The 19,133-nt window shown below is 47.7% G+C and carries 18 protein-coding genes; 11 read left to right on the top strand and 7 right to left on the bottom strand.

Features of this window, described 5'->3' with window-relative positions:
- Positions 1-84: 84 nt before the first annotated feature.
- A complete protein-coding gene (locus tag K0O23_RS19525; protein ID WP_317195719.1) occupies positions 85-942 on the bottom strand; it encodes a tyrosine-type recombinase/integrase in 858 nt (285 codons plus the stop codon).
- A gap of 199 nt (positions 943-1,141) precedes the next feature.
- On the opposite strand from K0O23_RS19525, the gene K0O23_RS19520 reads away from it, so the two are divergent.
- Together K0O23_RS19520 and K0O23_RS19515 are read left to right on the top strand one after the other, a co-directional pair.
- The gene (locus tag K0O23_RS19520) at positions 1,142-1,522 is read left to right on the top strand and encodes an endonuclease domain-containing protein (protein WP_219879142.1); all 381 of its coding nucleotides are present in this window, start codon (positions 1,142-1,144) and stop codon (positions 1,520-1,522) included.
- 90 nt (positions 1,523-1,612) lie between these two features.
- A complete protein-coding gene (locus K0O23_RS19515; RefSeq protein ID WP_219879141.1) occupies positions 1,613-1,807 on the top strand; it encodes a hypothetical protein in 195 nt (64 codons plus the stop codon).
- 173 nt (positions 1,808-1,980) lie between these two features.
- Here the strand turns inward: K0O23_RS19515 and K0O23_RS19510 are convergent, their stop codons facing one another.
- The 3 genes from K0O23_RS19510 to K0O23_RS19500 all read right to left on the bottom strand — a co-directional run bounded on the left by K0O23_RS19510 (position 1,981) and on the right by K0O23_RS19500 (position 5,474).
- Positions 1,981-3,093 carry a hypothetical protein gene (locus K0O23_RS19510; protein ID WP_246597229.1) on the bottom strand — a complete coding sequence of 371 codons (1,113 nt, stop codon included), beginning with the start codon at positions 3,091-3,093 and terminating at the stop codon, positions 1,981-1,983.
- A gap of 91 nt (positions 3,094-3,184) precedes the next feature.
- Complete coding sequence (locus tag K0O23_RS19505) at positions 3,185-3,979, bottom strand: FRG domain-containing protein (RefSeq protein ID WP_219879140.1); 795 nt, start codon at positions 3,977-3,979, stop codon at positions 3,185-3,187.
- A gap of 433 nt (positions 3,980-4,412) precedes the next feature.
- Positions 4,413-5,474 (bottom strand): PA0069 family radical SAM protein, encoded by a 1,062-nt coding sequence (locus tag K0O23_RS19500; RefSeq protein WP_219879139.1) that lies wholly within the window; start codon positions 5,472-5,474, stop codon positions 4,413-4,415.
- Positions 5,475-5,606: 132 nt separating this feature from the next.
- Here K0O23_RS19500 and K0O23_RS19495 point away from each other — a divergent pair, with 132 nt between their 5' ends.
- The 4 genes from K0O23_RS19495 to K0O23_RS19480 all read left to right on the top strand — a co-directional run bounded on the left by K0O23_RS19495 (position 5,607) and on the right by K0O23_RS19480 (position 9,162).
- Complete coding sequence (locus tag K0O23_RS19495; RefSeq protein ID WP_246597228.1) at positions 5,607-6,476, top strand: oxidoreductase; 870 nt, start codon at positions 5,607-5,609, stop codon at positions 6,474-6,476.
- A 155-nt stretch (positions 6,477-6,631) separates the two neighbouring features.
- A complete protein-coding gene (locus tag K0O23_RS19490; protein WP_219879138.1) occupies positions 6,632-7,312 on the top strand; it encodes a type 1 glutamine amidotransferase domain-containing protein in 681 nt (226 codons plus the stop codon).
- Positions 7,313-7,322: 10 nt separating this feature from the next.
- Complete coding sequence (gene cysM / locus K0O23_RS19485) at positions 7,323-8,207, top strand: cysteine synthase CysM (RefSeq protein ID WP_219879137.1); 885 nt, start codon at positions 7,323-7,325, stop codon at positions 8,205-8,207.
- 103 nt (positions 8,208-8,310) lie between these two features.
- On the top strand, positions 8,311-9,162 hold the full coding sequence (locus K0O23_RS19480; RefSeq protein WP_219879136.1) for a pirin family protein: 852 nt from the start codon (positions 8,311-8,313) through the stop codon (positions 9,160-9,162).
- Between the two features lie 115 nt (positions 9,163-9,277).
- On the opposite strand, the gene K0O23_RS19475 is transcribed toward K0O23_RS19480, so the two are convergent.
- Both K0O23_RS19475 and rluF read right to left on the bottom strand, forming a co-directional pair.
- The gene (locus K0O23_RS19475; protein WP_219879135.1) at positions 9,278-10,297 is read right to left on the bottom strand and encodes a pseudouridine synthase; all 1,020 of its coding nucleotides are present in this window, start codon (positions 10,295-10,297) and stop codon (positions 9,278-9,280) included.
- A 183-nt stretch (positions 10,298-10,480) separates the two neighbouring features.
- Entirely contained in the window at positions 10,481-11,446 is a 966-nt protein-coding gene (rluF, locus tag K0O23_RS19470; RefSeq protein ID WP_219879134.1) for a 23S rRNA pseudouridine(2604) synthase RluF, read from the bottom strand.
- 172 nt (positions 11,447-11,618) lie between these two features.
- On the opposite strand from rluF, the gene K0O23_RS19465 reads away from it, so the two are divergent.
- Together K0O23_RS19465 and K0O23_RS19460 are read left to right on the top strand one after the other, a co-directional pair.
- A complete protein-coding gene (locus K0O23_RS19465) occupies positions 11,619-11,879 on the top strand; it encodes a hypothetical protein (protein ID WP_219879133.1) in 261 nt (86 codons plus the stop codon).
- 63 nt (positions 11,880-11,942) lie between these two features.
- A complete protein-coding gene (locus K0O23_RS19460) occupies positions 11,943-12,491 on the top strand; it encodes a transposase (RefSeq protein ID WP_317195718.1) in 549 nt (182 codons plus the stop codon).
- A 247-nt stretch (positions 12,492-12,738) separates the two neighbouring features.
- Here the strand turns inward: K0O23_RS19460 and K0O23_RS19455 are convergent, their stop codons facing one another.
- A complete protein-coding gene (locus tag K0O23_RS19455) occupies positions 12,739-15,183 on the bottom strand; it encodes a zinc-dependent metalloprotease (RefSeq protein WP_219879132.1) in 2,445 nt (814 codons plus the stop codon).
- Between the two features lie 1,165 nt (positions 15,184-16,348).
- Here K0O23_RS19455 and K0O23_RS19450 point away from each other — a divergent pair.
- The 3 genes from K0O23_RS19450 (at position 16,349) to K0O23_RS19440 (ending at position 18,856) form a co-directional block, all read left to right on the top strand.
- Complete coding sequence (locus K0O23_RS19450) at positions 16,349-16,774, top strand: c-type cytochrome (protein ID WP_219879131.1); 426 nt, start codon at positions 16,349-16,351, stop codon at positions 16,772-16,774.
- Positions 16,775-16,850: 76 nt separating this feature from the next.
- Positions 16,851-17,762: an SMP-30/gluconolactonase/LRE family protein gene (locus tag K0O23_RS19445; RefSeq protein WP_219879130.1), complete on the top strand. Its 912-nt coding sequence runs from the start codon at positions 16,851-16,853 to the stop codon at positions 17,760-17,762.
- Between the two features lie 41 nt (positions 17,763-17,803).
- Positions 17,804-18,856: an NAD(P)-dependent alcohol dehydrogenase gene (locus K0O23_RS19440; RefSeq protein WP_219879129.1), complete on the top strand. Its 1,053-nt coding sequence runs from the start codon at positions 17,804-17,806 to the stop codon at positions 18,854-18,856.
- Positions 18,857-19,133 lie beyond the last annotated feature (277 nt).

Below are 19,133 nucleotides of genomic sequence, written 5' to 3'. Positions count from 1 at the left end.
GAACTTGCTTTTCAAGGTTTCCAGGCATCAGGTAAGGGTTCGGTTTCATCTTCTAAACAATTTAAAGCTAAATATAGAACATTCCTATAAATTGTCAAGCGGGCTGACGATACTTTCCAGTCCATGGCTGGTGATGTGGGTGTAAATCTCAGTGGTCTTGCTGCTTTTGTGCCCCAGCAGCGACTGGATGTAGCGAAGGTTTGTGCCCTGCTCCAAAAGGTGTGTGGCAAAGGAGTGCCTGAGCGAGTGCGGCGTCACTTTCTTCTGCAAGCCGGCCTTATTCACACAATCCCTGAATACGTTACGAATGCTGTCGGTGGTGTATTGGCCCCCATATTGCCCTTCAAAGAGCCACACCTTCGGCCTGTATTCCTTATAATATATTCTGAGGCTCTCAAGCAGTTTCTGCGAGAGCAGCGTGGTGCGGTCCTTCTTGCCCTTTCCCCCGCGAATGAGCAGCAGGTTCCGATCCGACTGCACGTCCGTGATCTTCAGGTTGATGACCTCCCAGATCCGCAGCCCCCCGGCATAAAGGAGCTGGAGGATACAGCGGTGCTTAAGGTTGACGGTGGCCGAGAGAATCCTGGACACCTCCTGCTTGCTGAGCACGGTGGGCAGCCTGTCAGCCTTCTCGGGCCGCTCCACCTGGCTCAGGTCCAGGGTGTGCCTGCCCAGTATTCGGTGGAAGTAGAACTTAACCGCATTTATGCTCTGGTTTACAAAGGAGTAGAAGTAGGTTCCGGCCTGCACCATCTGCCGGTGGTAGGCATTGATTTCTACTACCGCAAACCCGTTTATTTGCTCAAGGCCATGTTGCCTGTGTCCGTTAAAAAAACGTAATAAAAGCGAATGGTAAGTACGAATAGTGTTAGGAGAGTAGTTGAGCAAAAAGAGTTTTTCTACAAAAGCCAGGGGGCAGCTAATGTAGTCGGCTTCCTTCACATAATTTTGTTCCCACAGCCGCACCTGTAAGGCAAGTTCCCTTATTCGCATTGTCTGTGCCAGCCATACTTGCGCTACACCTTCCAGGGACATCAAGCAATTGATGAATTGAACTGCTTTCTGCCTCCATTGCAAAGCACTTGCAAATGTGATGAACTAATCCCCTCTTGAGAGGGGTTAGGGGTGTGTTATACGCACCATGGAGAAAAGAAAGCACATTTCATGCAAGCCTTACCTGAAGGAACTGGCCAGGCAGCTGCGCAACAACAGCACCCTTGGCGAAGTGCTGCTTTGGCAGGATCTCAAAGGCGGCGCCATGCTTGGTCTGGACTTCCACCGCCAGAAGCCATTAGACAGCTTCATCGTTGACTTCTACTCCCCTGAGATGCACCTGGCCATTGAAATAGATGGCGACAGCCACGACTACAGCTACGAGGAGGACAAGGCACGGCAGCAAAGGCTGGAGCTGCTCGGGGTGAGGTTCCTGCGCTTTACTGACAGGCAGGTGAAGCAGGAAATGGATAACGTGCTGCGCGAGCTTAAGCAGTGGGTATCGGAGAATTCTGATACACACCCCTAACCCCTCTCAAGAGGGGAATAAGCCCTTGCCAATGGCAGTCTCATCTCACTTAGTGGCGCTGAGTCGGACTCTATAAAAGTATAAGTCGCCGTGTCATACTCCACTTGCACCACCACCTTCAGGCGGGAGGTGCTGCAAGTGGCCGGTTTCGACTTCCGTCACTTCACTCACCTTTACCGTACCAAACAGGGCAACACCTACCATTTTTGCTACGATTACGGCTATTTGCTTTTAGAAGACGAAAAAGTGCTGGTTGTAAACTGGCAGCCTTACATGGAGAAATAATCAAAAACGCCCCGCCTATACTTCAGGCGGGGCGTTATAACCTATTGCAGCACAGAGCTGCAGGAGATATTTAGAGTTTTGTTACAGGATTGTGCAATTAAGCATTTGCGAGTTCAAAGGCTGGTAGTTACTAACAGCACTCATTCACTCATTCACTCATTCACAACTTCTCCCTACTGATACTGGATATACATCGGCGTTGGTTTAAGGGCCAGCACTTCTTCCGGCTTCATCAGGCGGGAATTGTTTTTGGTGTCGTTCTTATAAAATATCTTGAAGCCTGTGAACTGTACCGGCTCGTTTTTGATGTAGCGCCGGAACGTATCTTTTTTCAGGGCAGGAGGTCCCCAGCCGTCCATGTGCATCACGATCTGTACTTCTGGCCTCAAGGTAATGTTTTTGTGGTTTGTGATCATGCGCTGGGTAAAGCGGTGCACGATAAGCAGTTTTGGCGGCAGGTTGTTTGCTTTGGCAAGGTCAGCCATATACTTAGTGGCATAATTGATATCTTCGGCATCGAATGTACCAATTTTGCGGCCAGGCACACTTCCGTCTTTCATAGAGAATTCAGCGTCGATACCCAGGTGTACTTGTGGCATCTTCAGATACTTCTCCAGCCTTGGCAGCTCTTCTTGTAGTGTACTATGCCCAACCTGCACATCCAGGAAAACAATCGCATCGCGTTTAGCGGCCATTTCCAGTACACCATCAATCATTTTATCAGTCATGCGCAGGCGGTACTTGCCTCCGGCACTGGGGTGGCCCTGTGCGGTTACCACAATGGCATGCAAGGCTGGCTGTATGGGAGTGTTCGGGTCAGCTTTTTGCCAGTTCGCTATTTCATCATCCAGCTTGCTAAGCATCTTGTCGGCAGGGAACTCACCCAAAATGCCCATACGCTTAGAAAGTGGGTTGCCATAATAAGCCAGGATGCGCTTTTGCGGAAGTATGGCCCCGGGCAATGGCTGTGGACCAGGGTAAGTATAACCTGTGTCGGCTGGCGTGCTTTCTACTGCAACCGTGTTGGCAAGCGTGTCTGTACTTACTACGGCCTGTGTATCAGTAGGGGCTGTGATGGTGGTATCAGCGAACTCCGGTTCACGGTCTGGCAAGGTGGCTGAGTTGGCTTCGCGTTCCTGAGTGCAGGAGGTGCTTAGCAGCAAGCCTAAAAGTATGGCAGCCGTTTGTAAAGTATAGCCTTTAAAAGTATAACTTCGGGTGAGTTTGCCTGGTAAATTTCGCAGGGTGAAAGTCGGGTTAATGGGTAGCAGTTGTAGCAGCTTCATGTGGGGTAAACGTAAATGTATAATTTATACGCTTAAGATAAAGATTTCTCCACACAAACCACCCTCACAACTTCTTTTATTAGTGAAATTTTCAGGAATGGGTATAATGCCGCTTCAGCCAGTGGCTTAAGCCGGTTAACCCCGGGAAAAGTACACGCTCCGTTATATTGGCCTGATCGAGTTTATCACGTACTTCCCACTTCAGCTTAGCCGGTATAATTACCCTGAAGTATAAATCAGGGTGCTTCTGCAGCCATTGGCTTAACTCTGTTTTTACATCCGACATCATCGAGAACAGGGCATACTGGTGTACAATGCGGGCATCCAGTGAGGGCGGCTCCAGAAACATGACATACTCGTCTTCCTGAAAACTTTTTAATGCCTTAAACGATGGTGCCACCGGCTCCAGCACTTCGGGGGTAAACACATTGGAGCCTTCATCTTCCAGGGCTTTCATAAGCGGGGCAGGCAGAAATTCCCTCGATTTTACATAGTTCACACACCATACGCAGCCATCTTCATCATACTTGTTCAGGTCTTCGGTTGCAAAATGCAGCGCTACATAGGGCGAGTAGGTCCAATCGAGGAGGCGTGTAGGCAGGCCATGGTGCTGCGCTAGGGCAAGCCAGTTCCAGACGGAGTTACCCGATGCTGCGCTGGTGTGGGCATACTTCCGGAAGTTGCGTAGCAGGTGGGGCTCCAGCTCTTCGTACTTGCTGCCGATGCGCATAATGCTGGTACTCAGGTCAAAATCCGGGTTGGAAGAGCCACGGTATACAAAAGAGGAACGGAACCGCTCTATCTTGTTATCCCAGCTGTGGTCAAAAAGGGCGTTTTGAAGTTCGGTCCAGCTTTCAACTACAATGTCATCGGCAGTAAAATCCATTGGTTGTTTTTAAGGGTTAATTCAGGTGTTACATACTATTCCTGGTACTGATGGTTGCAGGAAAAGTATAGCAGCTATGGAGTAATATAGGTATTTTCCGGTTGATGGTAAAATTTGTTGCAGGCAAAATTATACTGCATAATGCTCTGAAAGTATAAGTATGAAAACCGCAATACTTTAGTAAATTATTGTTCTTAGATGATTGTCATCGCCCTGCCTTCAAAGGGGGACTTATCTGCAGGTACATTTTACGCCTTGGGAGGGGTAGTTATATCAAAAGCTTAACCTCCCTTCACACAAGATCCTTTCAGGATGACAAAGTGGAAAAGTAGTAGCCATAAGTCCCCCTTTGAAGGGGGCAGGGGATGACAATCATATACGAACAAATTTTATCTCAGAAGCTATTAAGCATAAGCATTTCCCAACCCCATATCTAAAACAGCTCCATCTGCTTGCCTGCCCGGGTACAGAAGTGGCTGTAGTTAAAGGGTTTTATACTTCGGCCGGCCATATACTTTTGCTTGCTCATCTTAAACAGCTTGGCAATGGCCTCGGCAAACTTACCCTCGCCACGCATGCGGGTGCCAAAGCGGCTGTCGTTCAGGCTGCCTCCGTGACAATCAGCGATCTGGCTCAGTACTTTGGCGGCCCTGTCCGGAAAAGCTTCCTGTATCCAGTCTTCGAAAATAGGGCCTATACTTCCGTTTAGCCGCACAATAGTATAAGCTGCGTGTTGTGCGCCGGCCTCGGCTGCCTGCTTTATAATCTGGGGTATCTCCGAATCGTTAAGGCCGGGAATAACAGGAGCCACCATCACATTTACCGGTATGCCTACAGCACTTAACTGGCGCACTACCTCCAGGCGCTTTGCACCCGAGGCAGTGCGCGGCTCCAGTTTGAGTCGCAGCTTTTCGTCCAGGGTGGTGATGCTGATGTTCACGTGCAGCAGGTCGAGTTGGTTCAGTTCGGTAAGCAGGTCGAGGTCGCGGAGTATAAGTGCGTTTTTTGTGATAATGCTAACCGGGTGGCGGTACTGCAGCAACACTTCGAGTATCTGGCGCGTGAGTTTCTTTTTGGCTTCGATGGGCTGGTAGCAGTCGGTATTGCCTGCCAGCATGAGCGGCATCACCTTCCAGTTCTGGTTCTCGAGCTGTTTTGCCAGTACTTGGGGCGCGTTCTCTTTTACAATGATCTTGCGTTCAAAGTCCAGGCCGGCACCATAGCCCCAGTATTGGTGCGTGTTGCGGGCATAGCAGTAAATGCAGCCGTGCTCGCAGCCCTGGTAGGGGTTAAGCGAGTAACTTAATCCGATATCCGGACTCTCCACTTTATTCACGATCTTTTTAGGGTACTCAATCAGGAACTCGGTTTTTGTGTTAGACACCATCGCCTCATCAAGCCCTTCGATATGCTCCGCCACATACTCCTGCTTTAAGTATGGGTTGGCTGGATTATACTGTGCGCCGCGTCCTTTTATAAATTCTTCTGCTTTCATGTTACTTTATACTTTTGCTAAGGTAATTAGTTTTAGCTAAAAATATTAGTTTTAGTCATGATTTTACAGATTAAACAGATTAAGAAGTATAAATCAATTGTGTAACTGCAGCATCGCTTACAGAGTTAAAGAATGAATAAAAGTAAAAACAGGAACAAGATGAAGCACAAAGGCAAAGTATGGTTTATAACGGGTGTATCTACTGGGTTTGGGCGCGAACTGGCCAAGGAAGTGGCAGCTCACGGAGAAAAAGTAATTGGTACCGTCCGGAGAAAAGAGCAGGTGCAGGAGTTCAACGACATTGCACCGGGGTTAACCTTTGCCCATGTGTTGGATGTTACGCAACGTGCCGATGTAATTTCTGTGATGAAGAAGGCCTATAAGCAGTTCGAGCAGCTGGACGTGGTGGTAAATAATGCAGGGTTTGGGTTTTTGGGAGCCATAGAAGAGGTAAGTATACAGGAGGTGCGCGACGTGTTGGAAACAAACTTCTATGGAGCACTACATGTAACGCAGGCTGCGCTACCAATCTTTAGAGAACAGAAACACGGGCATTTCCTGCAAATCTCTTCGGTGGCTGGCTTCCGGGGTACCCAGGGCTTTGGCGTGTACAACGCCAGCAAATTTGCGCTGGAAGGTTTTAGCGAGGCACTGGCACAGGAAGTGGCACCATTCAACATAAAAGTTACGATAGTAGAGCCGGGGCCGTTCCGTACCAATTTCGCCGGATCAAGTATAAAACGGGCCGATGATCAGATAGATGCCTATACAGAAACAGCAGGTGCTTTTGAACGTGCCATGCATGAGCGTAACGGAAATCAGGACGGTGATCCGGCCAAAGCAGCTGAGGTGTTGTGGCAGGTGGTGAACTCTGAAAATCCGCCGTTACGGTTGCCATTGGGCCAGATTGCCTATGAAGCGGTCAGGACAAAATTGCGCAACCTTGAAAATGATCTGTGGAAGTGGGAGTGGATCGCCACTAAAACATCTTTTGAAGTATAACCTTTGTTGCTTTTTTACGCCTCTTCTATGCCTTGATAAGTGTGCGTTTACCATTCAGGCCAAGGATGCCGTATAAGAGTGCTCAGGAATAAAGCTGCAGATCTTACTCATTTCTATTGTTAAAAAATTAAACAAATAATCATAAACTACAAGCTATGAAAGTACTTATTGTTCTCACATCACACTCTGAACTAGGCGACACTGGAAAGAAGACAGGTTTCTGGATAGAGGAGTTTGCCGCACCATACTATGTTTTGGCTGATGCAGGTGTAGATATTACCATTGCCTCACCAGAAGGTGGGGAGCCGCCCATAGACCCAAGCAGCGAAGCCCCGGGGGCACAAACAGAGGCAACAGAACGCTATAACGGTGATCAGGAACTGCAGGAAAAGCTTAGGAATACAACGAAGCTAAGCGAAGTTAATGCCGACGATTTTGATGCCGTGTTCTACCCTGGCGGGCATGGACCGCTTTGGGATCTGACAGAAAGCGAGGCATCTATCCGGCTCATCGAAAACTTTGAAAAGCAGCAAAAGCCAATAGCAGCCGTATGCCATGCGCCGGCAGTTTTCGCAAAAGTAAAAGGCCCGGATGGGCAGCCGCTGGTAAAAGGAAAGAACGTAACCGGATTTACCAACTCTGAAGAAGAGGCTGTAAAACTAACCGAGGTCGTTCCTTTCCTGGTAGAGGACAAATTGCAGGAACTAGGCGGTAGTTATTCCAAAGTAGATGATTGGCAGCCACATGTGGTGCGTGACGGACTGCTCATAACCGGACAGAACCCGGCATCTTCGGAGGGTGCAGCAGAAGAGTTGTTGAAGTTGTTGAAGAAGTAACATCAGCAACATGGCTACCTTATTAGACTTTATCGGCAATACTCCGCTTGTTGAGCTCACGCACATTAATACTAAAGCTGGTGTAAAACTTTATGGAAAGCTGGAGGGCAACAACCCCGGCGGTAGCGTAAAAGACCGTGCCGCCTACAGCATGATTAAAGGTGCCCTGGACCGTGGAGACCTGAAACCCGGCATGAAACTGATAGAGGCCACTAGCGGAAACACCGGCATCGCACTAGCTATGATCGCGCGGCTTTTTGAAACAGAGATAGAGTTGGTAATGCCTGCCAGTGCAACCAAGGAACGGGTTCAGACAATGGAAGCGTATGGGGCAAAGGTTATACTTACCCCAGCAGAAAAATCTATGGAGGGTGCTATTGATTATGTGGCTGAGCAGGTGGAAAAAGGAGGTTACCTGGTACTGAACCAGTTTGGCAATCCCGATAACTACAAAGCACACGTTCGCACCACAGGCCCCGAGATCTGGCGAGATACGGATGGTAAAGTCACGCACTTTGTATCCTCGATGGGAACAACCGGTACCATTATGGGCGTATCCCGCTACCTAAAAGAGCAGAACCCGGAGGTGCAGATAATCGGGGCGCAGCCAGTGGAGGGGTCGCAGATACCGGGCATTCGTAGATGGCCAAAAGCGTACCTCCCAAAGATATTCGAGCCCGAACGGGTAGATCGCACCATGGATGTAAGCCAGGCCGAAGCTACCGCCATGACCAGGAGACTAGCCAGAGAAGAAGGCATATTTGCCGGCATGAGCAGTGGAGGAGCAGTACATGTGTCCACGAAACTGATAGAAGAACTGGAGGAGGGTGTTGTGGTTTGCATCATCTGTGACCGTGGAGACCGTTATCTGTCTTCAGATTTGTTCTCTCAGTAAAAGCTTTGATTTTGAGATTCTGATTCCTGAAGTATAACCTGTTAATTTGTATCCATGCCACTAAACACCTATTTTAGTGTATGTACATTGAGTTAAGATCTAAATGAGACAAATAAAGAAAATACACAAAGCCATACATGCACCTATGGGAGACCTGGTAACATACAGAGCGCTGCCAACAAGCTCTGTGGAGTACATCGATCCGTTCCTGTTCCTGAACCACCATGGTCCGCAGGTGTACCGGCCAAATAACCAGGGGCTGCCGTTTGGGCCGCATCCGCACCGTGGTTTCGAAACACTAACTTTTATAGTTGATGGCGACATTACCCACCAGGACACCGGTGGCGGCAAAGATGTAATAGAGGCTGGTGGCGTACAGTGGATGACAGCCGGCTCAGGCTTGATACATGCCGAGGTGTCGTCGGAGAAGTTTAAGAAGGAGGGAGGCCCGCTGGAAATATTGCAGTTGTGGTTTAACCTGCCTGCAAAGTATAAAATGGTTAAGCCAACATACATTGGTCTGCAAAAGGATAATATTCCGGTGGTTAAAGAAGACGAAGGTAAGGTAAAAGTAAACGTAATTTCTGGCACCTGGGCAAGCACTAGAGGTCCGATACCATCGCTGAGCGACATACACATGGCAAGTATAGAGATGCAGCAAGGCGGCAGCTTTACGACAAGTATAGATGAGGAGCGGAATATCTTTTTCTATGTGGTGCGCGGTGCTGTAAACGTAAACGGTGAAAATATAGGAAAGCTGCACCTGGTCGAGTTTGAAAACGAGGGAGAGGAAATAAGAGTTGAAGCCACGGAAGACAGCTATATTTTACTCGGCCATGCCAAACCATTTAACGAACCTGTAGTTGCCCATGGCCCATTTGTGATGAACACCGAAGAAGAAATAAGAGAAGCTTTCCGGGATTACCAGTTGGGTAAAATGGGGAGTTGGGAGTGAAGAAGTAAGAGAGTTAAAGAGCTCAGGAGTTAGGCAGGAGAGGTTTTAAGAACTTGAAACAACAAAAGGCCACTGCAGCATCAAGTTGCAGTGGCCTTTTCTGATGGTAATTATACTAACGGGAACGGCTGGAAGAACCTCCGCGTGATGGACCTCCTTTTTTGGCTCCTCCTTTAAAACCGCCTTTGTCGGGACCTGGCCTGCCGGCAGGTTTTGCTCCACCTTTGACACCTTTAGGTCCCGAAGATTCTGTTTTAGGCGGCCTTGATTTACCGATACGTTTACCCGGACTATTAAATTCTGAAGCGCCGGATTTTCCCGGTCGTTGGTAAGCACCCTTATCAGCGCTGGGTTTATCTTTGCCAAAAGTACTTTTTGAGCTAGAGGATCTGGAGTCAGACTTACTTTTTGCCCCAACTTTCTCTGGTTTGGAGGCAGCTATCTGCTTCAGGCTGTCTATTTCCTGTGCAGTGAGTGTGCGCCAGTGGCCTTTCTGAAGTTTGATAAGTGTAATACTCTGAATTCGTACACGCTGCAGAAAAGTAACGTTATAACCAAGCGCCTCGCAGGTCTTCTTTATACTATGGTTCATGCCCGGCTCCAGAATGATCCTGAACCGGGTAGTTGACTCCTTGTTTACAACTGCTTTTTTAGGATTTCCGTCTTCAAAAGAGGCACATGCTTCGCTAAGCTTTGAGATAAACTCCGAAGTAAAAGGCTTGTTTACAGTAACCACCAGTTCCTTCTCAAGTTTGCTGTCCGCCTTCGATAATTTCCTTACAAAGTCGCTGTCATTACTTAAAATAAGAACGCCTTCATCATCCCGATCCAGTTTGCCAACTGGCAGCAAAGATGCCGGGTGATTAATAGCACGCACTACATTGTCACGTACCTCCATATCTGCCGTAGCCGACATACCCGATGGCTTGTTAAGCACCAGGAAAGTAGGGGCCTCCTCACGAACTCTCAGCATCTGGTCATCGATCCGTACTTTGTCTTTTGGAGTGACTTTTGTGCCTGCGTCCGGCTCCCTGCCATTTACGGTTACTCTGCCTTCTTCAATCAGCCTGTCGGCTTCGCGGCGTGAGCAGAAGCCCGTATCGCTTATAAATTTATTTAATCGCTTTGGTTCCATACATTGTGTGGCGTTGCTGCAAGTATACGTATACGGTACGCCTGTTTTTATTCAATTGCAAAATTACAGGAAAAGGAGGAGGAATGTTGAATTATGAATTACGAATTATAAATTATGAATGGTGTGTTACTTCAAACCTATAAAAAGTCATCATTCAAAATTTCTAATTCATAATTCTGAGAACTATCTTCTCTTACCCCCGCTTCTACCGGTGCTACCTTTTGGTCCACCTTTTGATGCACCTCTGGAGCCCCTGGCACTGGTAGCGCCACTTTTAGGTTTACTGTTCTTGCCGCCTGTGCTGCTTTTACCTCCACTTCTCGGAGTGCTGCCTGGTCGAGATGGCCTACCCGAAGCTGATGCTCCTCCTCGTGGTTTTGGCTTGGTGTTTTTAGCAGGAGCTTCGGCACGTTTCTTACCTATAGAGCCTTCTTCTGTTTTTGTAGAGCCTTCTACCAGTCGCTGCAGTTCCGCTATTTCAGTCTCGGTCATGTTGCGCCACTGGCCCAGCGGAATCTTGTTAAGCGACAGGTGCATGATACGCGTACGCTGCAGGGTTTGTACTTCGTAGCCCAATGTCTCGCACATGCGACGTATCTGGCGGTTCATGCCCTGTGTAAGTATAATCCTGAATTTGTTAGACCCCAACTGCTCTACGTAGCACTTCTTGGTGTTTACACCAAGTATGGATACGCCTCCGCTCATCTTGTCTACAAAGTCCTGGTTAATGGGTTTGTCAACTGTAACAATGTACTCTTTCTCGTGCTTGTTACCAGCCCTAAGTATCTTGTTTACAATGTCGCCATCGTTGGTAAGTATAATCAGGCCTTCGGAGTCTTTATCCAGGCGGCCAACCGGAAAAATGCGCTCCGGGTAATTGGTAAAGCGAATAATGTTATCGCGCTGCGAGGTGTCGGTAGTAGTTTCGATGCCGGCTGGCTTGTTGAGCAGCAGGTATATCGGTTTCACAGCATTTACCTGCAGCAGGTTGCCATCTACACGTACCTTATCTTTGGGAGTGACTTTTGCGCCAACATCAGGACGCTTTCCGTTTACCATTACACGCCCCTGCTCAATCATTTTGTCTGCTTCGCGGCGAGAGCAATAGCCAGAGTCGCTTATAAATTTATTTAGTCTGATCGGTTCCATGTGGTGCTGTACGTTTTAGCTGCATTTGTCGGAAGAACACTCCAGCAGCTATTTTACTATACTTATACTTTCAAAAGTACGGCAAAGCTGCTGATTTACCTATTTTGCCTTTACTCCGGAAACTAATTTGCTATTTTGGGACTTACTTTATAATCTATAACCACAACACAGCATGCAGGAATTCTCCATGTTTGAAAGGCTTCCTTTCAGGAGCCAGGAAGAAGCTTTAGCAAAAGGCGGTACCATGCTTGCCCAACGTAAACATAACGTTTGGACAGTTACGCTCTATTTTCTGAATAATTCTTTTGTGGAGCTGTGGTCGGGAGAGACAGTGCAGGTATATAGTACATTCAAAAAATCGGCCAACGTAGTGGATATACTTGAGCCTTATGCAGATGAGGTTGATGTAGGAGATTTGCAGGATCTTTGGTAGGTGACTCAGTTTGGTACTCCCGAACTGGTTTTGGGCAGGCCTGACTTCTTTAAAAATTTTAACGTGAGTACAAAGTATAAAATCAGTGACAATCAGCAGTTATATTTCCTAACCTTTGCTGTTGTAGCGTGGATAGATGTATTTACAAGGAAAGAATATAAAGATATTTTTATAGATAGTTTAAGATACTGCCAGGAATACAAAGGGTTAGAACTATACGCTTTTTGCCTCATGCCTAATCATGTTCATTTGATAGCAAGCGTAAAGAAAACAGCTAATTTATCCCATGTGTTGCGCGATCTAAAAAAGTATTCTTCTTATGCTATAACTAAAGCGATTAAAGAGCATCTGCAAGAAAGCAGACAAGACTGGATGCTTTGGATATTTAGGAAACATGGTGAACGTAATAGTAATAACACCACTTACCAATTCTGGCAGCAGGACAACCACCCCATCGAACTGAAAAGCAACATGTTTTTTAGAGCAAAAGCTGGAATATATCCACCAGAGTCCGGTAAGGGCAGGAATATGTTTTACTCCCGTAGATTATATATACAGCAGCGCCAGCTAATATGCAGGCAAGGATACCATACTTCCGGTTATACTTATTGAGTAGGATAAACTATACTCATTTTTCTAGCGCAAGTGTTAAAGGAAGTGTCACTTGTGCTGGGGCATATTGGCAAGTCTTCAGACTTGCATAAGTATAAAGTATGGATCATGGAAGTCTGAAGACTTCCTGTCATATTTAGTCACAAGTCACGCTGCGCTTAAGACCTGCGTCAAAAAAAGCCAGGAATTGAAGTATAAAAAGGGTCGCCGTTAATTTCTAACGACGGCCCTTTTTATACTTTAATCTCTACTCACAACCTAATTCCTCGCCGCTGCCAATCGGAGCTCCTGGAGGTAGTTCCAGGGCGCGGCTTGGTTTGATATCTTCTGAAACTGGGCGGTTAAGGCGATCCAGGGCAAAGGCCAGGTGTGCCTGGTAAAGGCTGCTGCTGGCAGGGCTGCGTTTACGGTTGGCATATTCTTTTATCTCCTGCAGCGCAGCAGTTGCTACTGCCCGTGCCTGATACGACGAACTTTCGTTATGGGCAAGTGCCAGTAAATGTGTCAACACTAGTTGTTCTGTCTGCATTTGAACCTGTTCTTGTAAACCTTTTTCTCGGCGGCTCTTCCAGGTGTTTTCTATCAGTTGTTTGGTTACATCCTGCAGGCCAAGGCTGTTGTGGCGGGCATTTAGCTCTACCAAACGAGACGCGCGCTCAGGGTGCAGCAGAAACGAAAGTGTGAAATCAGCAGAAGCCTCCGCAGCGGCCATGGGGTCGAAGGTAAGGCCGGTACGCTTTGCAAAAAGTTCGCGGTTATTGCCTAAGCCCGGAGCCCTTGGTGGAATAAGTCTAATTATATCCTCAGGCAGCGTAAGTACATCCGGTGAAATGGTTTTGAGCAGCGCATCCAGTGCCTTTTGCTGCTCGCTTTTACTGACAGGTTCCGTTACGAGCAGGTTATCGCCACGGGTGGCGTAAGTATAGTTTAAGCCACCGATCAGCTTGGCAGTTGCTTCGGTTTGGTAGCGGTGATAGTTGTAAACAGGTACAAGCACATCTTCCAAGGTACTCATGGCTGCACCGGGTTTTATGTTCTGCTCCGAAAAGTTTTTAAGCGCTTTTTCACGTACACGCAGCACATTAATCAACTCTTCCGGCGCGCTCTTTCCATTGTCCCAAAGGTGGGCTAGGGGGTGAGCACCACCTGCTGCACGGGCATCTCTGTCAGAAATAAACAGCAAGCCCTGCTTTGCACCCTGTTGTAGAATATCGTCCAGTTCTTTTTGCTCATTTGTGCCTTTCGCGAAATCCTGGTAGCCGTAGGTAACAGCTACTTTGTCCCAGGCCCCGATGCCGGTTTCGTAGGCGTTGCTAAGATCGATGTTTCCGGCGCGGTCCAGCTTTGCCATCGGGTGTGGATAATCCATTACAGAGGCATTGTTGTTGGTGCTGGCTGCGTAGTTGTGTTGTATACCCAAAGTATGGCCTACCTCATGTGCCGATAATTGGCGAATTCGTGCAAGAGCCATATCCATCATGGCTTTATTTTCCTGTCTGCCCTCGTTGTAAGGTGCCAGCAAACCTTCAGCGATCATAAAGTCCTGGCGAACGCGCAGAGAGCCCAGCGACACGTGCCCTTTAATGATCTCGCCAGTACGCGGATCAATTACAGATGCGCCGTAAGACCAGCCGCGTGTGCTGCGGTGTACCCACTGAATGATGTTATAGCGCACATCCATCGGGTCAGCGTTATCGGGCAATACTTCTACCCGGAAGGCATCTTTGTAGCCGGCAGCCTCAAATGCCTGATTCCACCAGCGTGCACCTTCTACCAAAGCAGAGCGAATAGGCTCAGGGGCACCATTATCTACATAGTAAACTATAGGCTTAACTGCTTCGGATACTTTTGCAGAAGGGTTCTTTTTATGTAGTCGGTGACGCGCTATAAAACGCTTGTCTATACTTTCATTCACGGGGGTGGAGTAGTCGAAGTATGAGATGCCGAAAAAGCCGGCGCGCGGGTCCATTTTGCGGGGCTGGTAATTGTTGTCTGGTAACTGAATAAAGGAGTGGTGCTGGCGCAGCGTTAGGGCATTTACATCCGGAGCTACCTCACGTACGAAGTTACCGGCATCATCGCCCACAAAAGTCAGTGTTGCTTCGAACTCGGTGTTCTGCGGAAAGTTTTTAGTGCGTGGCAGGTATAAAGCCGAACGGCTGCTTTCCAGTTTATAGTTGCCCTGGCGGCTTCGTTTTATACTTCCTGTTACATCGTGGGCGTCGCGCAGCAGGAAATCAGTTGCATCTACCAAAATCTTGTCGCCATCAGCAGCTTCGGCCTTAAATCCCCAAAGTATAGATTGTGCGAAAGACTCTTCCACAGCGCGGCGTTCGTTCGGGTTTTCGGAGCTGGCTCGGTAAGAGAGATTGGGTTGTACCAGCATAACCTTAGGGCCTTGCTTGTTAAAGTATACTACTTTGGTTCTGCCCAGCTGGCCACGGTCCAGACCGATATCATTAGAGCCCAGGCCTGCAGGCAGCGAGTTTACATACAGGAACTCCTGGTTCAGCTTATCTATTTCAAGCAATATTTTGCCAGACGCATCGTCGTAATAAAAGGTAAAATAGCCGGGGTAACGTTGCATGCCTTCGGTTTTAGAGGCAATGCTAGGTAGTTTTTGAGCCATGGCTATACTTGAGGAGAATAGTAGCAGTATTAGCCATAGACTTTTTGTGAAGGGTGATTTCATGTTTTATTAGCAAGGTTAAGAAAGGTTTATGATGTAAGATAAGGAAATATAGGGATTTGTGTAGGTACTGATTTAACTTATACTTTCTGGTTATCTACTGAGCTGGCTTTGTTCCTCAACCTTCGCCAATACTTCTTGCTATCCTATCGAGTTGGCATAATTCCTCAGTCTTACTTGCGTCTTGTTTCACCTAATACTTTGGTGTGCTCACGGCCGAAAGGCCTCGTCCTCGGGCATCGCGCTGTCTATCTTTCCGGCCCTTGTGCCTCGGGCTGCCTCGCTTGCGCTTGTCACCGGAACCTCTCGAGGCGCTCTTTCTCGAGGGCCCCTTCCCCCACCCAAGGACTGGGATGGACACTTCTTAGCTAGCGGCTGTTGCAATTGGTAACTAAGTATAAATTCTGATTTGTAGGGACAGGTCGCGACCTGTCCGAGGAATGGCCGCAGCTATGAAATTTAAACTTCAGTTAAAGTAACAGCAGAAATTCCCCTCCTCGGAGCAGCCATGGGTGGGTCTCATAACATCCGCCGCTTAACATCCCTTCCACCAAGATACTTGACATGATGACAAAAATAGAGGAGTATATTTAATACCCTTGCTATAAAACAACGGCTTTATCCAGGTGCATTAATGACGCTCTACTGTTCGAACGGTCAGCGAGTGGGGGTAGGGGGCCTCGAGAAAGGAGTGTCCCCGAATCAAGTTCGGGATGTGCCACTTGGCTTTTTTCACTCCCCTCCTTTTTTCAAGGAGGGGTGCCGCAGGCGGGGTGGTCCCTTGTGTCAAGTAGAATATCCCGAACTTGATTCGGGGACAAAAAGTAGGGCCTAGCCGGCGAGGCGAAAAGCCGGATAAGAGTAGAAACGTTTAAATCAAGAAAGTTCTCTTTCATAGCCATTGTTCATCTCCCTTCTACCAAGATCTTTACAAGATGACAGTGATAAATGTCTAGAACTATAGTGATGAGAGTTGAAATTAGGTATACAATATCATCGCCTGTTGTTAAGTATTGGGTAAAGAAGTAAAGCCTTGAAGAAAGTTTGCAATTAACTAAGGCACCAATTTACTTTAGATGCCAGCCAAACCTGCAAAAAAAGTATAATGCATCACAAATTTTCCTATCTTCCCGTATACCAGAAAATCGTAACCAGACACACAAAAAACATGAAAAACACATTCACGTTACTAGGTCTTGGCCTGCTGTTAGTAGCATGCGGAGGAGAAACATCAGAGAACGAAAGGTTTTACGAATCCGATTACAAACCAGACACGACTCAGGTAACCGGGCCATCGCCACAAGCAGCAGGAAGTGCCAATAATGCCGTAGCTATGGACCAGGGCGCCAAACTGATCTCGCTCTCTGACTGCCTGGCCTGCCACCGTGAAGATGAGAAACTAGTGGGCCCAGCGTATGTGGATGTAGCCAATAAATATGAGGCCAACGATAAGAACATAGATTACTTAGCCGGAAAAATAATTGAAGGTGGCTCAGGAGTATGGGGACAGGTGCCCATGACGCCGCATCCAAACATCAGCAAAGAAGATGCCCGTGAAATGGCTCGGTATATACTGACGCTACGCAAAGAGTAAGCAGTTAAAAATATAAAACAGAAACAGGTTATGGTTCATATTTAACCTGGCTGTTGTCTTTTACGGGTACTATACTATGACACAAACTTCTGAATCAGCTGCAGGGCTAACCGCAGCCTTGGAACTTGATGCCGGTGCCAGGTTAGGTGAGGGGGCGCTCTGGCATCCAACCGAGCAGTGCCTGTATTGGGTAGATATCGAAGGTAGGGCACTACACATCTACAACCCGGAAACTAAACAAGACAGGGTGCTGCATCTGGGCGAACGCATTGGTACAGTTGTACCTGTAGAAGGAGGCGGAGCACTGGTCGCCTTGCAAAATGGTATACACTACCTCCATACAGATAGTGGGAAGCTAAGCTTTATCACCAACCCAATCAAGGAAAAGGATATTCGCTTTAACGATGGAAAATGCGACCCCTCTGGCCGGTTTTGGGTGGGTACCATGGCCCTGGATACAAGAGAAGGTGTAGCCGATCTTTACATGCTGGACCATGACTGTTTTATACACCACATGCTGGGCAACCTGACTATCTCAAATGGCATTGCCTGGACTCAGGATAAGAAGACAGCATACTTTACAGATACTCCTACGCAAACGGTAAAGGCCTTTGCCTACAACGATGCTTCAGGTCAGATCAGCGAGGGTAAAGTCATCATCAAGATTCCAAAAGAAGAAGGTTCACCGGATGGCATGACACTGGATGCGGAAGGAAATCTATGGATTGCGCTGCATGGGGGCGGAGCCGTGGCAAAGTATAATCCTGAAACCGGTGAGCAACTGCAAAAAGTAAACGTGCCTGCCATCAATACAACTTCCTGTGCCTTTGGCGGTAAAGATTTAGATACACTTTATATAACTACAGGGCGGGATGGAGTGGGAGAAGAGGAGCTTCGGAACTACCCTTATCACGGTGGGTTGTTCTCTGTTAAACCTGACGTGCGTGGCATACCAGCCAGTTTTTACAAAGGCGATGTAAGAGGCTAGGCTTAAACTTATTTATCTGTTACAATCTAAAATAAAAAACTATGATACAAACTAAAGGCTATGCTGCCTACGATGCGAACTCAGACCTGAAACCATTTGATTTTGAGCGTCGCGATGTTGGGCCCAACGATGTGAAGATCGAGATACTATATTGCGGTATTTGCCATTCAGATCTGCATCATGTGAAAGGGGAATGGGGAGAGATTCTTTATCCTTCCGTGCCAGGTCATGAAATTGTGGGACGCATTGTAAGTGTAGGCTCTGATGTTAAAAAATTTAAAGAAGGCGACCTGGCTGGTGTTGGCTGTTTTGTAGATTCGTGCAGGCATTGCCACAGTTGCCGCGACGGCCTGGAGCAATACTGTGAAAATGGGTTTGTTGCAACCTATGGAGGAGAGGGCAAAGACGGCATTGCGCCAACACAAGGCGGTTATTCTAATAACATTGTTGTTGATGAACAATATGTACTGCGCGTGCCTCTTAACATGGATCTGGCTCGTGTTGCGCCACTGCTATGTGCTGGTATCACAACTTACTCACCTATCAGGGAGTGGAAGATCGGCGAAGGGCATAAGGTAGGCATTGTTGGCCTGGGTGGTTTAGGGCACATGGCTGTAAAGATCGCAGCATCTAAAGGGGCTGATGTAACTATGCTGAGCAGGTCTCCTGAAAAAGCAAAGGATGCCCATGAGCTTGGTGCACACAACTTTGTGAATACCCGCGATGAAGAACTGGTTAAGAGTATGGCCAACACCTTCGACTTTATCATTAACACAGTATCTGCCCCGCACGACTACAACATGCTGCTGGCTATGCTCAAGCGTGACGGCACCATGATACTGCTTGGTGCACCACCAGCGCCTGCCGAAATTATGGCTGGTAACCTGCTGTTCAAGCGGCGCCGGATTGTTGGCTCACTTATCGGGGGCATTGCCGAAACACAGGAGATGCTGGACTACTGCGCTACCCACAATATCCTTTCAGATGTGGAGGTTATCCCGATTGATTACGTAAATGAGGCCTACGAACGCATGGTGAAAGGCGATGTAAAATATAGGTTTGTAATTGATATGGCAACCCTTAAACAGGACTAGGATTCTTAGGATTAGAGACCGGTGATTATAGGATTATGTCATGCCGGGTTCCAACCACCCCTGCTGTAGTAACCTCACCCCAACCCTTTCATAAAAACAGGAGAGGGAGCTTTTACTTACTACATTAACTGTCATCCTAATAGCTCCTGTCTTTTCCTTTTGTCACCTTGGAAATAGTACATCCCAGGCTAGTTGCGGGAGATCTTAGTGGAAAGAAGGTTAAGCAAATGCTACAGCGTTTATACTTTTACTAAAGTAGTGGCAGAGTTCCTCTCCT

This window comes from Pontibacter aydingkolensis, from assembly GCF_019443125.1.
GTDB lineage: Bacteria > Bacteroidota > Bacteroidia > Cytophagales > Hymenobacteraceae > Pontibacter > Pontibacter aydingkolensis.
The sequence above is the reverse complement of the archived record's forward strand: the minus strand, read 5'-3'. Positions and strand labels throughout refer to the sequence as shown.